At 66.3% G+C, this 15678-nt stretch carries 16 protein-coding genes and 1 tRNA gene; 6 read left to right on the forward strand and 11 right to left on the reverse strand.

Annotation, left to right across the window (positions count from 1 at the left end; translation table 11 throughout):
* A partial coding sequence (locus tag P1X14_RS12975; protein WP_277315800.1) for a zinc-binding dehydrogenase occupies nucleotides 1–537 on the forward strand: 537 nt, incomplete at its 5' end.
* 10 nt (nucleotides 538–547) lie between these two features.
* Here P1X14_RS12975 and P1X14_RS12980 read toward each other — a convergent pair.
* Nucleotides 548–638, reverse strand: a tRNA-Ser gene (locus P1X14_RS12980).
* 78 nt (nucleotides 639–716) lie between these two features.
* Between P1X14_RS12980 and P1X14_RS12985 the strand changes: the two genes are divergently transcribed.
* Nucleotides 717–1616 (forward strand): peptidylprolyl isomerase, encoded by a 900-nt coding sequence (locus tag P1X14_RS12985; RefSeq protein WP_277315801.1) that lies wholly within the window; start codon nucleotides 717–719, stop codon nucleotides 1614–1616.
* Nucleotides 1617–1817: 201 nt separating this feature from the next.
* On the opposite strand, the gene P1X14_RS12990 is transcribed toward P1X14_RS12985, so the two are convergent.
* From P1X14_RS12990 to P1X14_RS13005, 4 genes are read right to left on the reverse strand one after another with little or no spacing between them, the layout of a single operon-like run.
* Nucleotides 1818–2405 (reverse strand): ABC-type transport auxiliary lipoprotein family protein, encoded by a 588-nt coding sequence (locus P1X14_RS12990; RefSeq protein ID WP_277315802.1) that lies wholly within the window; start codon nucleotides 2403–2405, stop codon nucleotides 1818–1820.
* Between the two features lie 10 nt (nucleotides 2406–2415).
* Nucleotides 2416–3378: an MlaD family protein gene (locus tag P1X14_RS12995; RefSeq protein WP_277315803.1), complete on the reverse strand. Its 963-nt coding sequence runs from the start codon at nucleotides 3376–3378 to the stop codon at nucleotides 2416–2418.
* A 7-nt stretch (nucleotides 3379–3385) separates the two neighbouring features.
* Nucleotides 3386–4225: an ABC transporter ATP-binding protein gene (locus P1X14_RS13000; protein WP_277315804.1), complete on the reverse strand. Its 840-nt coding sequence runs from the start codon at nucleotides 4223–4225 to the stop codon at nucleotides 3386–3388.
* On the reverse strand, nucleotides 4222–5322 hold the full coding sequence (locus tag P1X14_RS13005; RefSeq protein ID WP_277315805.1) for an MlaE family lipid ABC transporter permease subunit: 1101 nt from the start codon (nucleotides 5320–5322) through the stop codon (nucleotides 4222–4224). The genes P1X14_RS13000 and P1X14_RS13005 overlap by 4 nt, the downstream gene beginning before the upstream one ends.
* Nucleotides 5323–5401: 79 nt before the next feature.
* Here P1X14_RS13005 and P1X14_RS13010 point away from each other — a divergent pair, with 79 nt between their 5' ends.
* On the forward strand, nucleotides 5402–6073 hold the full coding sequence (locus P1X14_RS13010) for an HAD-IB family hydrolase (RefSeq protein ID WP_277315806.1): 672 nt from the start codon (nucleotides 5402–5404) through the stop codon (nucleotides 6071–6073).
* A 34-nt stretch (nucleotides 6074–6107) separates the two neighbouring features.
* On the opposite strand, the gene P1X14_RS13015 is transcribed toward P1X14_RS13010, so the two are convergent.
* From P1X14_RS13015 to P1X14_RS13025, 3 genes are all read right to left on the reverse strand, one after another.
* A complete protein-coding gene (locus P1X14_RS13015) occupies nucleotides 6108–7313 on the reverse strand; it encodes a DUF445 domain-containing protein (RefSeq protein ID WP_277315807.1) in 1206 nt (401 codons plus the stop codon).
* A 105-nt stretch (nucleotides 7314–7418) separates the two neighbouring features.
* Nucleotides 7419–10565 carry an efflux RND transporter permease subunit gene (locus P1X14_RS13020; protein ID WP_277315808.1) on the reverse strand — a complete coding sequence of 1049 codons (3147 nt, stop codon included), beginning with the start codon at nucleotides 10563–10565 and terminating at the stop codon, nucleotides 7419–7421.
* Between the two features lie 28 nt (nucleotides 10566–10593).
* Complete coding sequence (locus P1X14_RS13025) at nucleotides 10594–11793, reverse strand: efflux RND transporter periplasmic adaptor subunit (protein ID WP_277315809.1); 1200 nt, start codon at nucleotides 11791–11793, stop codon at nucleotides 10594–10596.
* A gap of 262 nt (nucleotides 11794–12055) precedes the next feature.
* Between P1X14_RS13025 and P1X14_RS13030 the strand changes: the two genes are divergently transcribed.
* Together P1X14_RS13030 and P1X14_RS13035 are read left to right on the forward strand one after the other, a co-directional pair.
* Nucleotides 12056–12316, forward strand: coding sequence for a GlsB/YeaQ/YmgE family stress response membrane protein (locus tag P1X14_RS13030; RefSeq protein ID WP_277315810.1), 261 nt, complete (start codon nucleotides 12056–12058; stop codon nucleotides 12314–12316).
* 82 nt (nucleotides 12317–12398) lie between these two features.
* Nucleotides 12399–13112: an SIMPL domain-containing protein gene (locus tag P1X14_RS13035; RefSeq protein ID WP_277315811.1), complete on the forward strand. Its 714-nt coding sequence runs from the start codon at nucleotides 12399–12401 to the stop codon at nucleotides 13110–13112.
* 165 nt (nucleotides 13113–13277) lie between these two features.
* On the opposite strand, the gene P1X14_RS13040 is transcribed toward P1X14_RS13035, so the two are convergent.
* From P1X14_RS13040 to P1X14_RS13050, 3 genes are all read right to left on the reverse strand, one after another.
* On the reverse strand, nucleotides 13278–13535 hold the full coding sequence (locus tag P1X14_RS13040; protein ID WP_277315836.1) for a GlsB/YeaQ/YmgE family stress response membrane protein: 258 nt from the start codon (nucleotides 13533–13535) through the stop codon (nucleotides 13278–13280).
* A gap of 203 nt (nucleotides 13536–13738) precedes the next feature.
* A complete protein-coding gene (locus tag P1X14_RS13045; protein WP_169557411.1) occupies nucleotides 13739–14038 on the reverse strand; it encodes a DUF1153 domain-containing protein in 300 nt (99 codons plus the stop codon).
* A gap of 108 nt (nucleotides 14039–14146) precedes the next feature.
* Nucleotides 14147–14374, reverse strand: coding sequence for a hypothetical protein (locus P1X14_RS13050; RefSeq protein WP_277315812.1), 228 nt, complete (start codon nucleotides 14372–14374; stop codon nucleotides 14147–14149).
* Nucleotides 14375–14536: 162 nt separating this feature from the next.
* On the opposite strand from P1X14_RS13050, the gene mnmA reads away from it, so the two are divergent.
* The gene (gene mnmA / locus P1X14_RS13055; RefSeq protein WP_277315813.1) at nucleotides 14537–15643 is read left to right on the forward strand and encodes a tRNA 2-thiouridine(34) synthase MnmA; all 1107 of its coding nucleotides are present in this window, start codon (nucleotides 14537–14539) and stop codon (nucleotides 15641–15643) included.
* Nucleotides 15644–15678: the final 35 nt, after the last annotated feature.

Here is a 15678-nt window from a genome sequence, read left to right on the forward strand (position 1 = left end):
TTCGGCCTGGGCGGCATCGGCCTGAACGTGATCCAGGGCGCGCGGCTGGCGGGCGCGAACAAGATCATCGGCGTCGATATCAACCCGGATCGCGAGGCATGGGGCCGCCGCTTCGGCATGACCGAATTCCTCAATTCGAAGGGCATGAGCCGCGAGGACGTGGTTGCCCGGATCGTCGCGATGACCGATGGCGGCGCGGACTATACGTTCGACGCGACCGGCAACACCGAAGTGATGCGCATCGCGCTCGAGGCATGCCATCGCGGCTGGGGCACCAGCATCATCATCGGCGTGGCCGAAGCGGGCAAGGAGATCGCCACCCGCCCGTTCCAGCTGGTGACGGGGCGCAACTGGCGCGGCACCGCGTTCGGCGGCGCCAAGGGCCGCACCGACGTGCCGAAGATCGTCGACATGTACATGACCGGCAAGATCGAGATCGACCCGATGATCACCCACGTCATGGGGCTGGAAGAGATCAACAAGGGCTTCGACCTGATGCATGCAGGCGAAAGCATCCGCAGCGTGGTCGTGTTCTGATGTCTGGAAGTGGCGGAGCGGGAGGGATTCGAACCCTCGATACGGTTTTGCCGTATACTCACTTTCCAGGCGAGCGCCTTCGACCACTCGGCCACCGCTCCGCATGCTCTGGAAGGCGCGTGACCTAGCGGTTGCGCGCGGGCTAGGCAAGCGGTGCCGGGCATGTCAGGTTTCGCGCCATGCTGAAGCCCCTGATCGCGCTGACTGCGCTTGCCGCCGCCCTTCCCGCAATTGCCCAGACCGCCGCGCTTTCGGGCCGTCCGCCACAGGCGACGCCAGCCTCTGCCGATGCATTGCCCGAGGACTGGAAGGCCATTCCCGACAACGAGATTCTGGTCGTCACGCTGAAGGGCGGGCATCAGGTCTTCATCCGCCTCGCCCCCCGCTATGCCCCGGCGCATGTCGCCAATATCCGCAAGCTGGCCGAGGCGCATTGGTGGGACGGCACCAGCGTGTACCGGGTGCAGGATAATTACGTCTCGCAATGGGGCGGTGGAACCCAGAAGACCGAATTACCGGGTCTCGTGATCCCCAATCCGCCGCCCGAATATGAGTGGAACTATTGGGACGGCGTCACGACGCTGACCAAGGCCGATCCCTATTCGGTGAAATCCGGGCACAGCGCCGATGGCTGGCCGCTGGCGACCGACGGGACCAAGACCTGGATGCCGCATTGCTATGGCATGGTCGGCGTTGCCCGCGATCTGGCGCCGAGTACCGGATCCGGGTCGGAACTGTACGCAGTGATCGGCCATGCGCCGCGCCATCTGGATCGCAACATCGCCATTGCCGGGCGGGTGATCGAGGGGATGCGCTGGCTCTCCAGCCTGCCGCGCGGCACCGGCGGCGGGCTGGGGCTGTACGAGGATCCGGCGCAATATGTCGGCATCCTGTCGGTTCGGCTGGCGAGCCAGCTGCCCGAGGACGAGCGTCCGCGCTTTCAGTATCGCGCGACCGACAATCCGCGCTTCGCGGCGTGGATCAAGCTGCGCGAGAACCGCCAGCCGCCCTTCTTCACCTTGCCCGCGGGCGGGGCGGACATCTGCAATGCCGAGGCGCCGGTTCGCCGCGCGCAGTAAGGCCTTAGAGTCGCGGAACTTCGCTCATTCGTGACCTTTGGCCGAGGGGAAACGCGCATTTTGGCGCAAGCGAGCAGCGCCATGTGGATCGGGTTCCGACGGTTCAAAGAGCAGGTGCCGAAGCCGAGCAGCCGAAATCCAACATTGCAAGGCTGATCGATCGCTGGCCCTGACCGGCTGTCAGGAGAAGCGGCGGGGGCTTTACTTCCCGACCCAGTCGGCGACCTGTTCGGCGATCTGGTTCGCAGCCTGATTGAGCGCCACGCCTACCGGGGTGGCTTCGATCACCGAAACGGGCACCCGGGCCTCGAAGCGGCGTTTTTCGAATACGGCCGCGTTGCCGCGCACCAGCGTCGCGTCATAGATCACGACCGCTTCGTTGGTGCCCGCATCGACGCCGAAGCTGCGCAACTCGCCGGTGAGTTGGGCGCCGGGATCGACCTGGGACTGGCGGCCGCTGAGCACGACGCGGCCGGTGCGCACCGTCACCGTGTCGGCGAGCAGGCGCGCGAAGAGGCGCGACGGCATCTCGACCCATTGCGCGTCCTTCACATAGGCGATGGCGACTCCGCCCGAGCGGACCGGTACGCGCGATGTGGCGAGTTCCTGCGGCACCACCGGCACGCCGATGGTGATGGTCGGGCTGGTGCCGGAATTCTGCACCTCTCCGGCAGGGATCGTCGCCGCATGCTGCAGGGTCAGCAGCGAGGGCGGCGGCTTGGCCCCGAACGAGATGCAGGCGGACAGGCCCAGTGCGAGGGGCAGGGCGAGCAGAGCGTGTGTCTTCATGCCGTGATCCTCACTTCTTCTCGTAGTCGGGCAGCTTGGGCGCGCCGATCAGCCCGCCGGCGCCACCCTGATCGAGCTTTTCGGCGACCGACGTCAGCGCCAGCGCCATCTGGCGCAGGTCCTGGATCAGCTGGCCGACCTCGGGGATGGTTTTCTTGGAGAAGGCCTGCAGGCCCGGCCGCGCATCGCCGATGGTGGCGTCGAGCGTCTCCATGCTGCGCTGCGCGGACTGGATCGTGCGGTTCAGATTGGCGACCATCGGCCGTACCTCGTCGGCGAGCAGGCCGTTGGTGGTGCCTGCCAGATTGCCGATCTGTTCGGCGGCAAGTCCCGCCTTCTGGATCGTGATCCGCGTCTCGGCCAGCGTCGCCGCGATCTCCGGCCCGCGATCCGCCAGCGCGCGGCTGAGGCGATCGGTATTCGCGAGGATACCGGCGATCGAGGCCTGATTCTTGTCGCCGAGCAGCTCGGTTAGCCGCTCGGTCAGCGTCGAGAGGCGTTCTAGCAGGCGCGGCGCGGAGTTGAGCAGCGCACCGAGACCGCCGGGCTTGGGCGGGATGGTGGGCACGCCGAGCGGGCAGGCCGAGCGCGGATTCTCACGCGGGCATTCGATCGGCGGGGCATCCTTCACCGCACCGTCGAGCTGGATCGTGCTGGTGCCGGTGAAGCTGCCCAGGATGGTGGCGGTGGTCCCCTGAAGGATCGGCACTTCACCCTTCACCGCGATCCGCACGCGGACCAGGCTGGGATCGTCCTTCCAGAACGCGATCTCCTTGACGATGCCCGAAGGCACGCCGGAGAAGGTAACGGTCGAACCGGGACTGACGCCATCGACCGACTGTTTGAAGAAGATGTCGTATTCACGCTCGTCGGCAGTGCCGAGGCGGGCGAGCCAGACGGTGAACAGCGCGAGGACGAGGAGCAGGATCAGCACCACGGCGCCGACCAGCACATGATTCGAACGAGTTTCCATCAGCCCCTCACGTCCTTTTGCCGGTGGCGCGGGCTTTTCCCTTTTCCCGTTCGCCGCTGGCCACTGCCGCGCGTCCGCGCGGGCCGTTGAAATATTCCTGGATCCACGGATGATCCAACGCGAGCAGCTCGTCGATGGTGCCGACCGCGATCACTTTCCTGTCCGCGAGCACCGCGACCCGATCGCAGATGGCGTAGAGCGTATCGAGATCGTGGGTGATGAGGAAGACCGTGAGCCCCAGCGTCTTCTGAAGCGCGGCGGTCAGTTCGTCGAACGCCGCCGCACCGATCGGATCGAGGCCGGCGGTCGGCTCGTCAAGGAACAGCAATTCGGGATCGAGCGCGAGCGCGCGGGCAAGCCCGGCACGCTTCTTCATGCCGCCCGAAAGCTCGGAGGGATATTTGGGCGCGGCCTCGGCTGGCAGGCCGGTCATCACCACCTTGTACGAGGCGATCTCCTGAAGCAGCGCCTCGTCGAGCTTGGGATAGAATTCCTTGATCGGAACCTGGACGTTTTCCGAGACGGTGAGGGTCGAGAACAGCGCGCCGCCCTGGAACAGCACGCCCCAGCGCTTGCGGATCTCGACCGCGTCGGTCTCCTCGACGCCGATCGTATTCTCGCCGAACACCTCGATGCTGCCTTCGAGCGGGGTCTGCAGCCCGATGATCGAACGCATCAGCACCGATTTGCCGGTGCCCGATCCGCCGACCACGCCGATGATCTCGCCGCGGCGCACGTCGAGATCGAGGCCGTCATGGATCACCTGATCGCCGAAGCAATTCTTCAGCCCGCGCACCTTGATGATGCAATCGTCGCCCGATCCGGCGGATTTGCGCTGCGCGGTCATATCCAGCCGATCTCGCTGAAGAACACCGCGAAGAAGGCGTCGAGCACGATCACGAGGAAGATCGCCTGGACGACCGCGGTGGTGGTGCGGTGGCCGACCTGCTCGGCGTCACCCTCGACCAGCATGCCCTGGAAACAGCCTGCGATGGCGATGATCGCGCCGAACACCGGCGCCTTGATCAGGCAGACATAGAGGTCGCTCATCGGCACCACTTCGCGGATCTTCGAGATGAAGGTGACCGGCGGGATATCCAGCGCGATCCAGCACAGCAGGCCGCCGCCGATGATCCCGATCAGCGAGGAATAGAAAGCGAGCAGCGGCATCATCAGCACCACGGCGATGACGCGGGGCAGGACGAGCGCCTCCATCGGCGAGACGCCGATGGTGCGCATCGCGTCGATCTCCTCGGTCAGCTTCATCGTGCCGAGCTGTGCCGCGAAGGCCGATCCGGAGCGCCCGGCGACCATGATCGCGGTCATCAGCACGCCGAGTTCGCGCAGGGTGATGCGGCCGACCAGGTTGATCGTGAACATCTCGGCGCCGAACTGCTTGAGCTGCACCGCGCCCTGCTGCGCGATGACGATGCCGATCAGGAAGCTCATCAGCCCGATAATGCCCAGCGCCGAGACGCCGACCACTTCGAACCGCTGGACGGTGGCGTTGAAGCGGAAGCGATGCGGGTGGCGCACGACATGCCAGAAGGCGAGCACGGTTGCGCCCATGAAGCCGAGCAGGCCGTAAAGCGTATGGCCGGCGGTGACGACCGCATCGCCGATCTCGCCCAGCACGCGGTTGAACGGTGCCTGTGGTTTGGCCGGGCGGGCGATCGGGTGTTCCGCGGCGGCGACCTGCTCCAGCAGATGTTGGGCGTCGGGGCCGAGACCCTCGATGGTCGCGTTGCGTGTCTTGGCGAACCGATGGACGATCCAGGCGCCCACCGTATCGATCCGCTCGACCTTGCTCAGGTCGATCCGGGTGACGTCGCCATGCCATGCGTCGAGCCGGTCGTGGAGATTGCCGATACGTGCCAGCGACAGATCGCCGGTAAAGGCGATGGTGCCGTCGGCTCCCTGTGCGAAATCGGCGTCTCCACTCATCACGGGCACCTTTCCGCGATTTGGACTGGAACGGCAAGGCACGAGGACATTACATGCGTTAATGACCGCTCCCAAGCCCATGCAGCGTCTTGCAATCTACGACATGGACAAGACGATCACCCGGGCGCCGACCTGGACCGCCTTTCTGCTCCATGCCGCGAAGGCGCGCGCGCCATGGCGGCTGGCGCTGTTCCCGGCGGCGGCGATCGCCGGCGCGGGATATATGCTGAAGCTGGTCGACCGGGCCGGTCTGAAACAGATCGCCCACCGGATGATGATCGGCAAGGCGCTGCCCGAAGCCGATCTGCGCGTGGTGGCGGATGCCTATGCCGATGCGGTGATGGCGGGGAACGTGCTGGCGCCTGCGCTGGCGCGGATCGCGGAGGACAAGGCGGCGGGATACCGGCTGGTGCTGGCGACGGCATCGCACGGCTATTATGCGGCGGCGATCGGCGCGCGGCTGGGCTTCGACGATGTGATCGCGACGGTGGCGAAGCGCGACGACGCGGGACGCGTGCTTTCGGAGATCGAGGGCGAGAATTGCTACGGCCCGGCGAAGCTCCGCATGGTCGAGGCGTGGCTGGCGGGGCAGGGGATCGCGCGGGAAGACGCGCAGGTGCGTGCCTATTCGGACCATGTCTCCGACGCGCCATTGCTCGAATGGGCCGACGAGGCGTTTGCGGTGAATGCGCATGCGCCGCTGGTGGCGCTGGCGGGGGTTAAAGGGTGGCCGGTACTGGACTGGCGCTAGGCGTTCGCGCTTCGGTCTGTGCCGTAGCACAATGTTACAGCAGCGTATCCACCGCGTGGATGGTCAAGCCGACCAGCCCGCCCACCAGCGTGCCGTTGATGCGGATATATTGCAGGTCCTTGCCGACCGCATTCTCCAGCCGCCCGGTGACGGTCTGCGCGTCCCAGCCCTTGATCGTCTCCGACACCAGCTTGACGATGCCGTCGCCATAGTCGGCCGCGGCGCCGACGGCGGTGCGGCGGGCGAAGCGGTTGATCGTGTCGGCCAGGCGGCGGTCGTGCTGGATCGTCTCGCCGAATTGCTTGAGCGCGTCGCCAAGGCGTCCGGCCATGACGCGTTCGGGATCGCGCGCGGCGCGCAGCAGGGCGGCGCGGCTGGTTTCCCACAGCCCGGCGGTCCAGCTCTGGAAGGCCTGGTTTTCCAGCATCTCGTTCTTGAACGCTTCGACCTTGGCGCGAAGCTCGGGCTTATGCTGGAGGTCATGAGCAAGGGTGGCGAGGCCTTCCTCGGCCTTGGCGCGAAGGGGATGGTCGGGATCCTCGGCCATGTCGACGATCAGCTTTTCCAGCCCGGCGATGATCTTGTTGGCCAGCGTCTCGTCCAGCCCAGTCCAGCGCATGATGCCGCCGGCGCGGGCATGGACCATCTCGCGGATCAGATGTTCGTTCGAATCGAGGATGCGTGCGGCCCAGCGGATCATCCCGTCGAGCAACGGCACGTGGCGGTCGCTGGCGATGGCGGCGGTCAGCGCCTGGCCGAACAATGGCGCGATCTCGATGGCATGCAGGCGGTTCGCCACCATCCCCTTCACCATGCCGCCCAGCCGCTCCTGATCGAGCGATTCGAGCAGGTCGGCGGCGAGGCGCGAGGCGCCGGTGCCGATGCGGCCGCGGCCCTGTGGGGGATTGGCCAGCCAGCGTCCGGCCGCGCCCGCCACATCGACGCGGCGCATCCGGCGGGCGACCACGCCGGGGGTCAGGAAATTGTCGCGCAGAAAGGCGGCGAGGGTCCCGGCGATGCGATCCTTGTTGCGCGGGATGATCGCGGTGTGCGGAATCGGCAAGCCAAGCGGGTGGCGGAAGAGCGCGGTAACCGCGAACCAGTCGGCCAGGCCGCCGACCATCGCCGCTTCGGCAAAGGCGCGGATAAAGCCGACAACGGGGTGGACCGGCCCTATCGCTCGCGCGGCGATGAACAGGGCGGCCATCGCCACCAGCATGCCGGTCGCGACCAGACGCATCCGGCGAAGGCCGGGGGGCGGCGGGTCAACCCGGCGAGGGATGCGTGCGAACAGGTTCACACGCATCCCAATCGTCGAGAGGCCTTTAGGTTCACTTGGTGCCGATCACTCGGCGGGCTGGTCGCCGGGCTTGTAGTCGATATGCCCGCCGCGCTGGTCGATCAGCTGGCCGCCATGCTCGTCGCCGGGCGTGTAAGTCAGCAGCGACTTGCGCAGCTTCGGCCCGAGCCACTGTTCGACACCCACCGCCAGGCTGAAGCTGGCCGGCACGATGACGAGGGTCAGGACGGTCGACAGGATCAGGCCGCCGATCACGACGATGCCCATCGGCTGGCGCCACGAGCTGTCACCCGAGAGCGAGATGGCGGTGGGCACCATGCCCGCGACCATCGCGACCGTGGTCATCACGATCGGCTGGGCGCGCTTGTGCCCGGCGTCGACCAGCGCAGTGAACTTGTCGACGCCCTTCTCCATCTCTTCCAGCGCGAAGTCGATCAGCAGGATCGAGTTCTTCGCGACGATGCCGAACAGCATCAGGATGCCGATCAGCACCGGCAGCGACAGCGGGTGGCCGGTCAGCCACAGCGCGATCAGCCCGCCCAGCGGCGCCAGCAGCAGCGACCCCATGTTCACCAGCGGCGACATGAAGCGGCGGTACAGCAGCACCAGCACCGCGAAGACCAGGAAGATGCCCGCGACCAGCGCGACCATGAAGTTGAACACCATTTCAGCCTGCCACTTCGCCGGGCCGACGGTCACTTCGCCGACGCCCTGCGGCAGGTTCTTCATGATCGGCAGTTCGTGGATCTCGCGCATGATGTCGCCCGAGACATAGGGCTTCTTGGTCGCGGGATTGATGCCGAGATCTGCGCCGACGACGACGCGGCGCTGCAGGTTGGTGCGATCCACGCGGGTGGGACCCGCGCCGAAAGCGATGTCCGCGACCAGGCTGAGCGGCACCGAACCGCCCGACTGGGTCTGCACCGGCAGGTTCTGGATCGTCGACAGCCGCTCGCGCGCATTCTCGGCCAGCGCCACCCGGATCGGTATCTGGCGATCGCTCAGCGAGAATTTGGCGCTGTTCTGGTCGATATCTCCCAGCGTCGCGATGCGGATCGCCTGGCTGAGTGCCTGGGTGGTGACACCCAGATTGGCGGCCAGATCGGTGCGCGGCTTGATCACGATTTCCGGACGCTGAAGATCGCCCGAGACACGCGGTGCGATCACCTTGCCCATCTTGGCCATCTGATCGACCAGGGTGAGCGCGGTCTTGTTGAGCAGCTCGGGATCCTCGCCGCCCAGCGTGATCGTCAGCTCGCGGCCATTGCCGCCCCAGCCGCCCTGTGCACGGAAGCCGACACGGGCATCGGGGACCGCCCGCAATTCGGGCGCCAGACGACGCGAGAACTCGTCGCTGGTCTCGGTCTTGTCTTCCTTGAACATCGCGGTGACGCGGCCATTGCCGACGAACGCACGCGAATAGACGTCGCGCACGTTCGGCTCGCGCTGGAGCCGTTCGGCGACCGCGGCAACCACGCGCTCGGTCTGTTCGAGCGTGGTGCCCGGGACCATCTCGACCGTCGCGGTGACGCTTTCCTGATCCTGGGTCGGCTGGAAGGTCATCGGCAGCGGGCCGCCGAACGCAAGGAACAGGGTGAGCGCGAGCGACACGAAACCGGCAAGGACCGAGGACCAGCGATGCACCAGCGTCCAGCGCAGGATCGCCATGTACCAGTTCATGATCCGGCCTTCGCCGTGTGAGGCATGACCCTTGGCCTTCAGGAAATAGGCCGCGATCATCGGCGTCAGCAGTCGTGCGACCGCGAGCGACATCAGCACCGAGGCCACGACGGTGAGGCCGAAATTCTTGAAGAACTGGCCCGAGACGCCCGGCATCATGCCGACCGGCAGGAACACCGCGACGATCGACATGGTGGTGGCGAGCACCGCGACGCCGATTTCGTCGGCTGCATCGATCGACGCCTGATAGGCGGTCTTGCCCATTCGCATGTGCCTGACGATGTTCTCGATCTCCACGATCGCATCGTCGACCAGCACGCCGGCCACGAGGCTGAGCGCGAGCAGCGTCATCTGGTTCAGCGTGAAGCCGAGCAGGTCCATGAAGAAGAAGGCGGGAATCGCCGATAGCGGGATGGCGAGCGCCGATATGAACGTCGCGCGCCAGTCGCGCAGGAACAGGAACACGACGATGACCGCCAGAACGGCGCCCTCGATCATCGCTTCCATCGCCGAGTGGTACTGCTGCTCGGCATATTTGGAGTTGTTCTCGAGCAGTTCGAACCGGACGTTCGGGTTGCGCTCGGTCAGCTTGGCCAGGCGCGCTTCGACTTCGTGGAAGACGGTGACGTCCGACGCACCCTTGGCGCGCTGGAAGTCGAACGAGATCACCTGACGGCCATTGAACTTCGCAAGGCTGCGCTGTTCGGCATAGGCGTCGCTGACCTGCGCGATATCGGCAAGGCGCACGGCGCGGCCGCCGCCCAGCGGGATCTGCATCTGGCTGAGCGAATAGGCATTGGTGGCGTTGCCGAGCACGCGGACCGACTGTTCATAGCCCGAAATCTCGGTGCGGCCGCCCGGTGCGTTGAGGTTCACCTGACGCAGCTGCTGGTTCACCGCGCTGGCGGTGAGGCCATAGGATTGCAGCTTGGCCGGATCGAGCCGGATGCGGATCTCGCGGCTGACGCCGCCGTTGCGGCTGACGCCGGCCATGCCGGGGATCGCGAGCAGCTCCTTGGAGACCGTATTATCGATATACCAGCTGAGCTGTTCGACGGTCATGTCGTTGGCGATCGCGGTGAAGCCGCCGACATCGTTGCTGGTCGTATCCGCGCGGCCGACCTGCGGCTCGAGGATGCCGTCCGGCAGGTTGCTGCGGATCTGCTGGATCGCGCTGCGCACGTCCTCGACCGCGCGATCGATCGGCGTGCCGATGGCGAGCTGGACGACGGTCTGCGAATTGCCTTCGGAGACGGTCGAGTTGATCTCGTCGATACCCTGAAGGCTGCGCACCGCGGATTCGACCCGCTGCGTCACCTGCGTCTCGAGCTCGCTGGGGGCTGCGCCCGGCTGCGAGATCGAGACCCAGACGATCGGGAAGTCGATGTCCGGATCGTTGTTCACGTCCATGCGGCCGAAGCTCATCATGCCGGCGATGGTCAGCGCGATGAACAGGACGATCGGAGGGACCGGGTTGCGGATGGCCCAGGCCGAGATGTTGCGGAAGCTCATGATCGACGATTCCTAGCTACGGCTGGGCTTACTGCTTCTTCTGCTGGACCGGCTTGACCTTCTGGTCCGGGTTCAGGAACGCGCCTGCGGTCAGCACCACGCGCTCATTGCCTTCCAGGCCGCTGGTGATCACCACGCCTTCGTCGGAAACGTCGCCGGTGGTGACGGGCCGCTTTTTCGCGCGATCCTGACCATCGAGGATATACACGAAATTGCCCTTCTCGTCGCTCTGAATGGCGGACTGGGGCAGGAGCGGGGCGACCTGGGCACCGGCGATGATGCGGGCCGAGGCGAAACCGCCCGGACGCAGCGCCGGATCATAGCTGAGCGAGACCCGGGCGATGCCCTGACGCGTCTGCGGATCGATGACCGGCGAGACCTGCCACACTTCGCCGCTGAAGGTCTGGGTGCTGCCCACCGGCGTCACCTGCGCGCGGGTGCCGGCGCGGACGCGCTGGAGATCGCCTTCGGCGAGCTGGGTGCGCAGCTCCATCTGGCCGCCCTGGGCCATGCGGAACAGCACGCCCGAACCCGAGCTGACGATCTGGCCCGGCTCGACGCTGCGGGTCAGCACCAGCCCTGCGGCGGGCGCGCGGATATCGAGACGGCGATTGCGCGCCTGGGTTTCGCGAAGCTGCGATTCGGCGACACGGACGCGCGCGGCGGCGGCATCGCGAGTCGCGGTCTTGCGATCGATATCGGCCTTGGACACGAATCCGCGACCGAGCAGCGCCTGGGCGCGATCGAGTTCGGACTGGGCAAGCGCGGCATCGGCGCGGGCAACGCGCACCTGCGCCTCGAGCGAAGCGGCGGTGTTGGACTGGACCGAGCGATCGACCGTGGCGAGCACCTGACCGGCCGCGACCCACTGGCCCGGCTCGACCAGCACGCGCGTGACCATGCCGCCTTCGCCCGCGACGCCGACCGGCATTTCGCGGCGGGCAGCCAGGCTGCCGGTGCCGGTGATCACGGTCTCGATCGTCGAGCGGCCGGGGACCGCGAAGGTCACGGTCGGCAACTGCTGGTCGCCGCCGTCCTTCTTGGCCGCGTCACCCGCGGGCGCCTTGGCCGCAGTCTGACCGCCGCCGCGCATCATGAAGCCCGCTGCGATCAGCGCGAGGACGATCAGTCCCCCGACGATCCACAGCCAGCGACGCCGGCCCCGGTTTTCCTCGCCGACATATTCGAGCCGCTCGCTTCTGCCCAACATTCCTGCCTCGTAGTTCATATGCGCCACCCTGTTCCGGCACGATGCCGGTGCCCCAGGAAAGCACTGTATTAGATGAATAAGGCACCGACCACAAGTGGTCGTTTCCTCCCCGGTCGCGCATTGCCCGTTTCGATATATTTCCGCAAGCGCGAGCGGTTCGCGAAAGGCCCGGAATGGTGGCGTTCGCGACGGGCGGAAGAATCGGGTTGCATTGGCCGCGCCGTGGCGCGACCTTCCGCGCCGGGCCTGGAATGGCGGGCCGAAAACAGGAGGAAGACCCATGCCTACGGGGATTATCGGTTGGCTTCTCATCGGCCTTGTCGCGGGCGCCCTCGGCAAGCTCATCATGCCGGGCAAGGATCCGGGCGGCATCATCGTCACCATCCTGCTGGGCATCGCCGGTGCGCTGCTGGCCAAATATCTGACGCCGATGATGGGCCTGACCATCGAAGACAGCACCTGGCAGGCCTATGCCGCCGCCACTGCCGGCGCGGTGATCCTGCTGATCGTCTATCGTCTGGTGATGGCCAAGCGCGTCTGACGCCGCCGGCCTTCGTTCAGATTGGGTTAGTCCCGCGCGCGGCAGGCCGTGCGCGGGACTTTTCATTTTCAGGAGTATCGAAATGCGTGCGATGATTCAGGGACTGGCAGTGCTGGCGGTGTTCGCGGCGGTGCCGGCCGCGGCGCAGGACATGCCGCCCCGCCCGCCGATGATGCAGGACGGCACGCTGCTCGAAATCACTGCCGAGGGCCATTCGACGCGCGTGCCCGATGTGGCGATCATCGAGGCGGGCGTGACGACGCAGGCGCCGACCGCGGCCGACGCGCTGGCGCAGAACAATGCGCAGATGAACAAGGTGATCGCGGCGCTGAAGGCTTCGGGCGTGGCCGATCGCGATATCCAGACCTCGACCATCTCGCTCCAGCCGCAATATCGCAACGTCGCGGACGGCCAGCCGCAGGTGATCTTCGCCTATATGGCGTCCAACAGCGTGAGCGTGCGTTTCCGCGACGTTTCGAAGGCAGGCTCGATCCTCGACCTGCTGGTGAAGCAGGGCGCGAACACGATTTCGGGGCCGAACCTGACGCTGAGCAAGCCGGAAGAAGCGCTGAACGAAGCGCGGGTCGACGCGGTGGCGCAGGCGCGGGCCCGGGCCGAGCTCTATGCCAAAGCCGCGGGCTTGCGGGTCGATCGTATCCTTTCGATCTCGGACGGATCGCCGTCGCGCGTCTATCCGATGGCCGAGCGCTTCGCGATGGCGGACAAGAGCGTGCCGGTGCAGGCAGGCGAGCAGCAGATCAGCGCGACCGTCACGATGCGGTTCCTGCTGAAGTAAGGCGGTACCGGCCCGTTCCCCCACCCGGCCACCCATAGAATATACTTCCGTTGGGTGGCCGGGTGGGGGAGCGGGCCGGTACCGTACCGTTCGGCGCAGCCGAACCGCCAACGAAAAAGGGCCGCCCCAACCGGGACGGCCCTTTTTGTTCGGTACCCTTGTCGCTTAGCGGACGGCGCCGCGGCGAACCAGGTTGACGATCGCGAGCAGGATGATCGCGCCGAGCAGCGACACGATGAACGCCATCGGGTTGGTCGGCGTCTGATTGATCGAGCCGCCGAACAGCGCTCCGGCGATGAAGGCGCCGACGACGCCGACGACGATGTTCAGGAAGATGCCCTGCTGGCCATCGGTGCGCATGATGATGCTGGCCAGCCAGCCGACCACACCGCCGATCACGAGCCAGATAATAAGACCTACCATTGCCTGTCCTCCGTTATGCCCGGCCGAACCGGACGTGCGGACAAGAAAATCCCCGACCGGCATGGTTGGTTCCGGATGCGGAATTTTCGTTTCGAGGCGGAACCGGCTGACGGGATCGCCGTTCGATCCCGCTTGCCCCAAACGAAACGGCCCGCCTCTCGGGTGAGAAGCGGGCCGGTCCATTCCCGATGGGAGCGGGAAAATCAGTATTTCTGCTGGCGCTCGTAGAGCGAGCGGTAATGCTGGATGCGGGTGACCCGCAGCCCCGGCATGCCCGACCGGTCGATCGCGCGCTGCCAGCCGGCGAATTCCTCCACCGTCAGCCCGTACCGCGCGCAGACTTCGTCCACGCTGAGCAGGCCGCCATTGACCGCGGCAACCACTTCCGCCTTGCGCCGTACGACCCAGCGGGTCGTCTCGGGCGGGGGAAGCGAGTCCAGCGTCAGCGGTTCCCCGAGCGGGCCAATCACTTTCGCGGGACGGATTTTCTGGTTCTCAATCATCTAGCAACCTCGATCGGGGCGGGGGGCCCCCTCTCCACTCTCAACACAAGAACGACCGTAGAAGACCCGACTTGAACATCGGCTAAAACGGCACGGTAAACGCAGTCTTCATTCCCGTTGCCAGCGCGTGAACGCGGCGGCGACGGCCCGGTGAAAGGATGCGTGCAGCGGTGCGAGCAGCGCTTCGGCGGGCGTCACCAGATCCAGCCGGGCCTGGGCCCGGGCGGTGGGAGACGACGCCTGCCGCGCGGCCACGCCGACCAGCAGAACCGCCAGCTCGGTGGGCATCGCGGTGACCGCGAAATCCCTGTCCAGTCTGGCGAAGCTCAAATCCACGAACACACATCCAATCGAATTTCTATCGGATGACCATTCCTAACGAGGATCAATGAAGGCGCCGTAAAAGACGTGAAAACGGGGGCTTAACTCTTGGTCCCATTCTGGGGCGGAAGCGTCCCGGACTGGCGCAGAACGGCTTGTGCCCCTATGTGCGCGGCCATGATGACCGGGGATTTCCAGCTAGGCGAACCGTTGAAGGCGCGACGTATCGTCGTTGCCATGTCGGGCGGAGTCGACTCGTCGGTGGTGGCAGGACTCGCCGCGCGCACGGGGGCTGAGACGATCGGCGTCACGCTGCAGCTCTATGATCACGGCGAGGCAGTGGGCCGTGCGGGCAGCTGTTGCGCGGGCCGCGACATCCGCGATGCGCGGGCGGTGTGCGACATGCTGGGCATCGCGCATTATGTCTTCGATCACGAGAGCAGCTTCCGCGAGACGGTGATCGACGATTTCGCCGACGAATATCTCGCCGGGCGCACGCCGATCCCCTGCGTGAAGTGCAATATGGGGCCGAAATTCACCGATCTGTTCGCGCTGGCCCGCGATCTGGGCGCCGATTGCCTCGCGACCGGCCATTATGTGCAGCGGGTGATGGGCGCGGCCGGCCCCGAACTGCACCGCGCCTTCGATCCCGCGCGCGACCAGAGCTATTTCCTGTTCGCCACCACCGCGGCGCAGCTCGATTTCCTGCGCTTTCCGCTGGGCGGCATGCCCAAGCCGCAGGTGCGCGAGTTGGCGGCCGAGCTGGGGCTGGGCGTGGCGGGCAAGCCGGACAGCCAGGATATCTGCTTCGTGCCCGATGGTGATTACGCCACGCTGGTGAAGAAGCTGCGGCCCGAGGCCGATCTGGGCGGCCACATCGTCGACGAGAGCGGACGCAAGCTGGGCGAGCATAAGGGGTTGATCCACTTCACCGTGGGGCAGCGCCGCGGCCTCGAGATCGGTGGTAGCCCCGAGCCGCTTTATGTCCTGCGCCTCGATCCCGCGACTCGCGACGTGATCGTGGGACCGAAGCGCGCATTGGCGGTGCGTGCGGCGCGGATCGAGAATGTGAACTGGCTGGGCGGCGATTATGCGGGCGAGATGACCGTCAAGGTCCGCTCGATGGCGAAGCCGGTGCCCGCGCGCTTCGACGGCGAGCGGCTGGTGTTCGAAACGCCCGAATATGGCGTCGCGCCCGGGCAGGCAGCGGTGCTGTATGCCGGCGATCGTGTGCTGGGCGGGGGATGGATTGCGGAGACCGAGCGGGCGGAATTGGTTTCCTAACTCCCTCTCCCCCTTGGGGGAGAGGGAAGGGGCCG

Origin of the sequence: Sphingomonas sp. AOB5 (assembly GCF_029433115.1) — a bacterium.
Taxonomy (GTDB): Bacteria; Pseudomonadota; Alphaproteobacteria; order Sphingomonadales; family Sphingomonadaceae; genus Sphingomonas.

What these genes read in the sequence shown, in the direction of transcription:
- P1X14_RS13005 (WP_277315805.1), bottom strand. Translation starts at nt 5,322, where the DNA reads ATGAGTGGAGACGCCGATTTCGCACAGGGAGCCGACGGCACCATCGCC.
- mnmA (WP_277315813.1), top strand. Translation starts at nt 14,537, where the DNA reads ATGATGACCGGGGATTTCCAGCTAGGCGAACCGTTGAAGGCGCGACGT.
- P1X14_RS13020 (WP_277315808.1), bottom strand. Translation starts at nt 10,565, where the DNA reads ATGAGCTTCCGCAACATCTCGGCCTGGGCCATCCGCAACCCGGTCCCT.
- P1X14_RS13010 (WP_277315806.1), top strand. Translation starts at nt 5,402, where the DNA reads ATGCAGCGTCTTGCAATCTACGACATGGACAAGACGATCACCCGGGCG.
- P1X14_RS13015 (WP_277315807.1), bottom strand. Translation starts at nt 7,313, where the DNA reads ATGCGTCTGGTCGCGACCGGCATGCTGGTGGCGATGGCCGCCCTGTTC.
- P1X14_RS13030 (WP_277315810.1), top strand. Translation starts at nt 12,056, where the DNA reads ATGCCTACGGGGATTATCGGTTGGCTTCTCATCGGCCTTGTCGCGGGC.
- P1X14_RS12995 (WP_277315803.1), bottom strand. Translation starts at nt 3,378, where the DNA reads ATGGAAACTCGTTCGAATCATGTGCTGGTCGGCGCCGTGGTGCTGATC.
- P1X14_RS13045 (WP_169557411.1), bottom strand. Translation starts at nt 14,038, where the DNA reads ATGATTGAGAACCAGAAAATCCGTCCCGCGAAAGTGATTGGCCCGCTC.
- P1X14_RS13025 (WP_277315809.1), bottom strand. Translation starts at nt 11,793, where the DNA reads ATGAACTACGAGGCAGGAATGTTGGGCAGAAGCGAGCGGCTCGAATAT.
- P1X14_RS13035 (WP_277315811.1), top strand. Translation starts at nt 12,399, where the DNA reads ATGCGTGCGATGATTCAGGGACTGGCAGTGCTGGCGGTGTTCGCGGCG.
- P1X14_RS13040 (WP_277315836.1), bottom strand. Translation starts at nt 13,535, where the DNA reads ATGGTAGGTCTTATTATCTGGCTCGTGATCGGCGGTGTGGTCGGCTGG.
- P1X14_RS13000 (WP_277315804.1), bottom strand. Translation starts at nt 4,225, where the DNA reads ATGACCGCGCAGCGCAAATCCGCCGGATCGGGCGACGATTGCATCATC.
- P1X14_RS12990 (WP_277315802.1), bottom strand. Translation starts at nt 2,405, where the DNA reads ATGAAGACACACGCTCTGCTCGCCCTGCCCCTCGCACTGGGCCTGTCC.
- P1X14_RS12985 (WP_277315801.1), top strand. Translation starts at nt 717, where the DNA reads ATGCTGAAGCCCCTGATCGCGCTGACTGCGCTTGCCGCCGCCCTTCCC.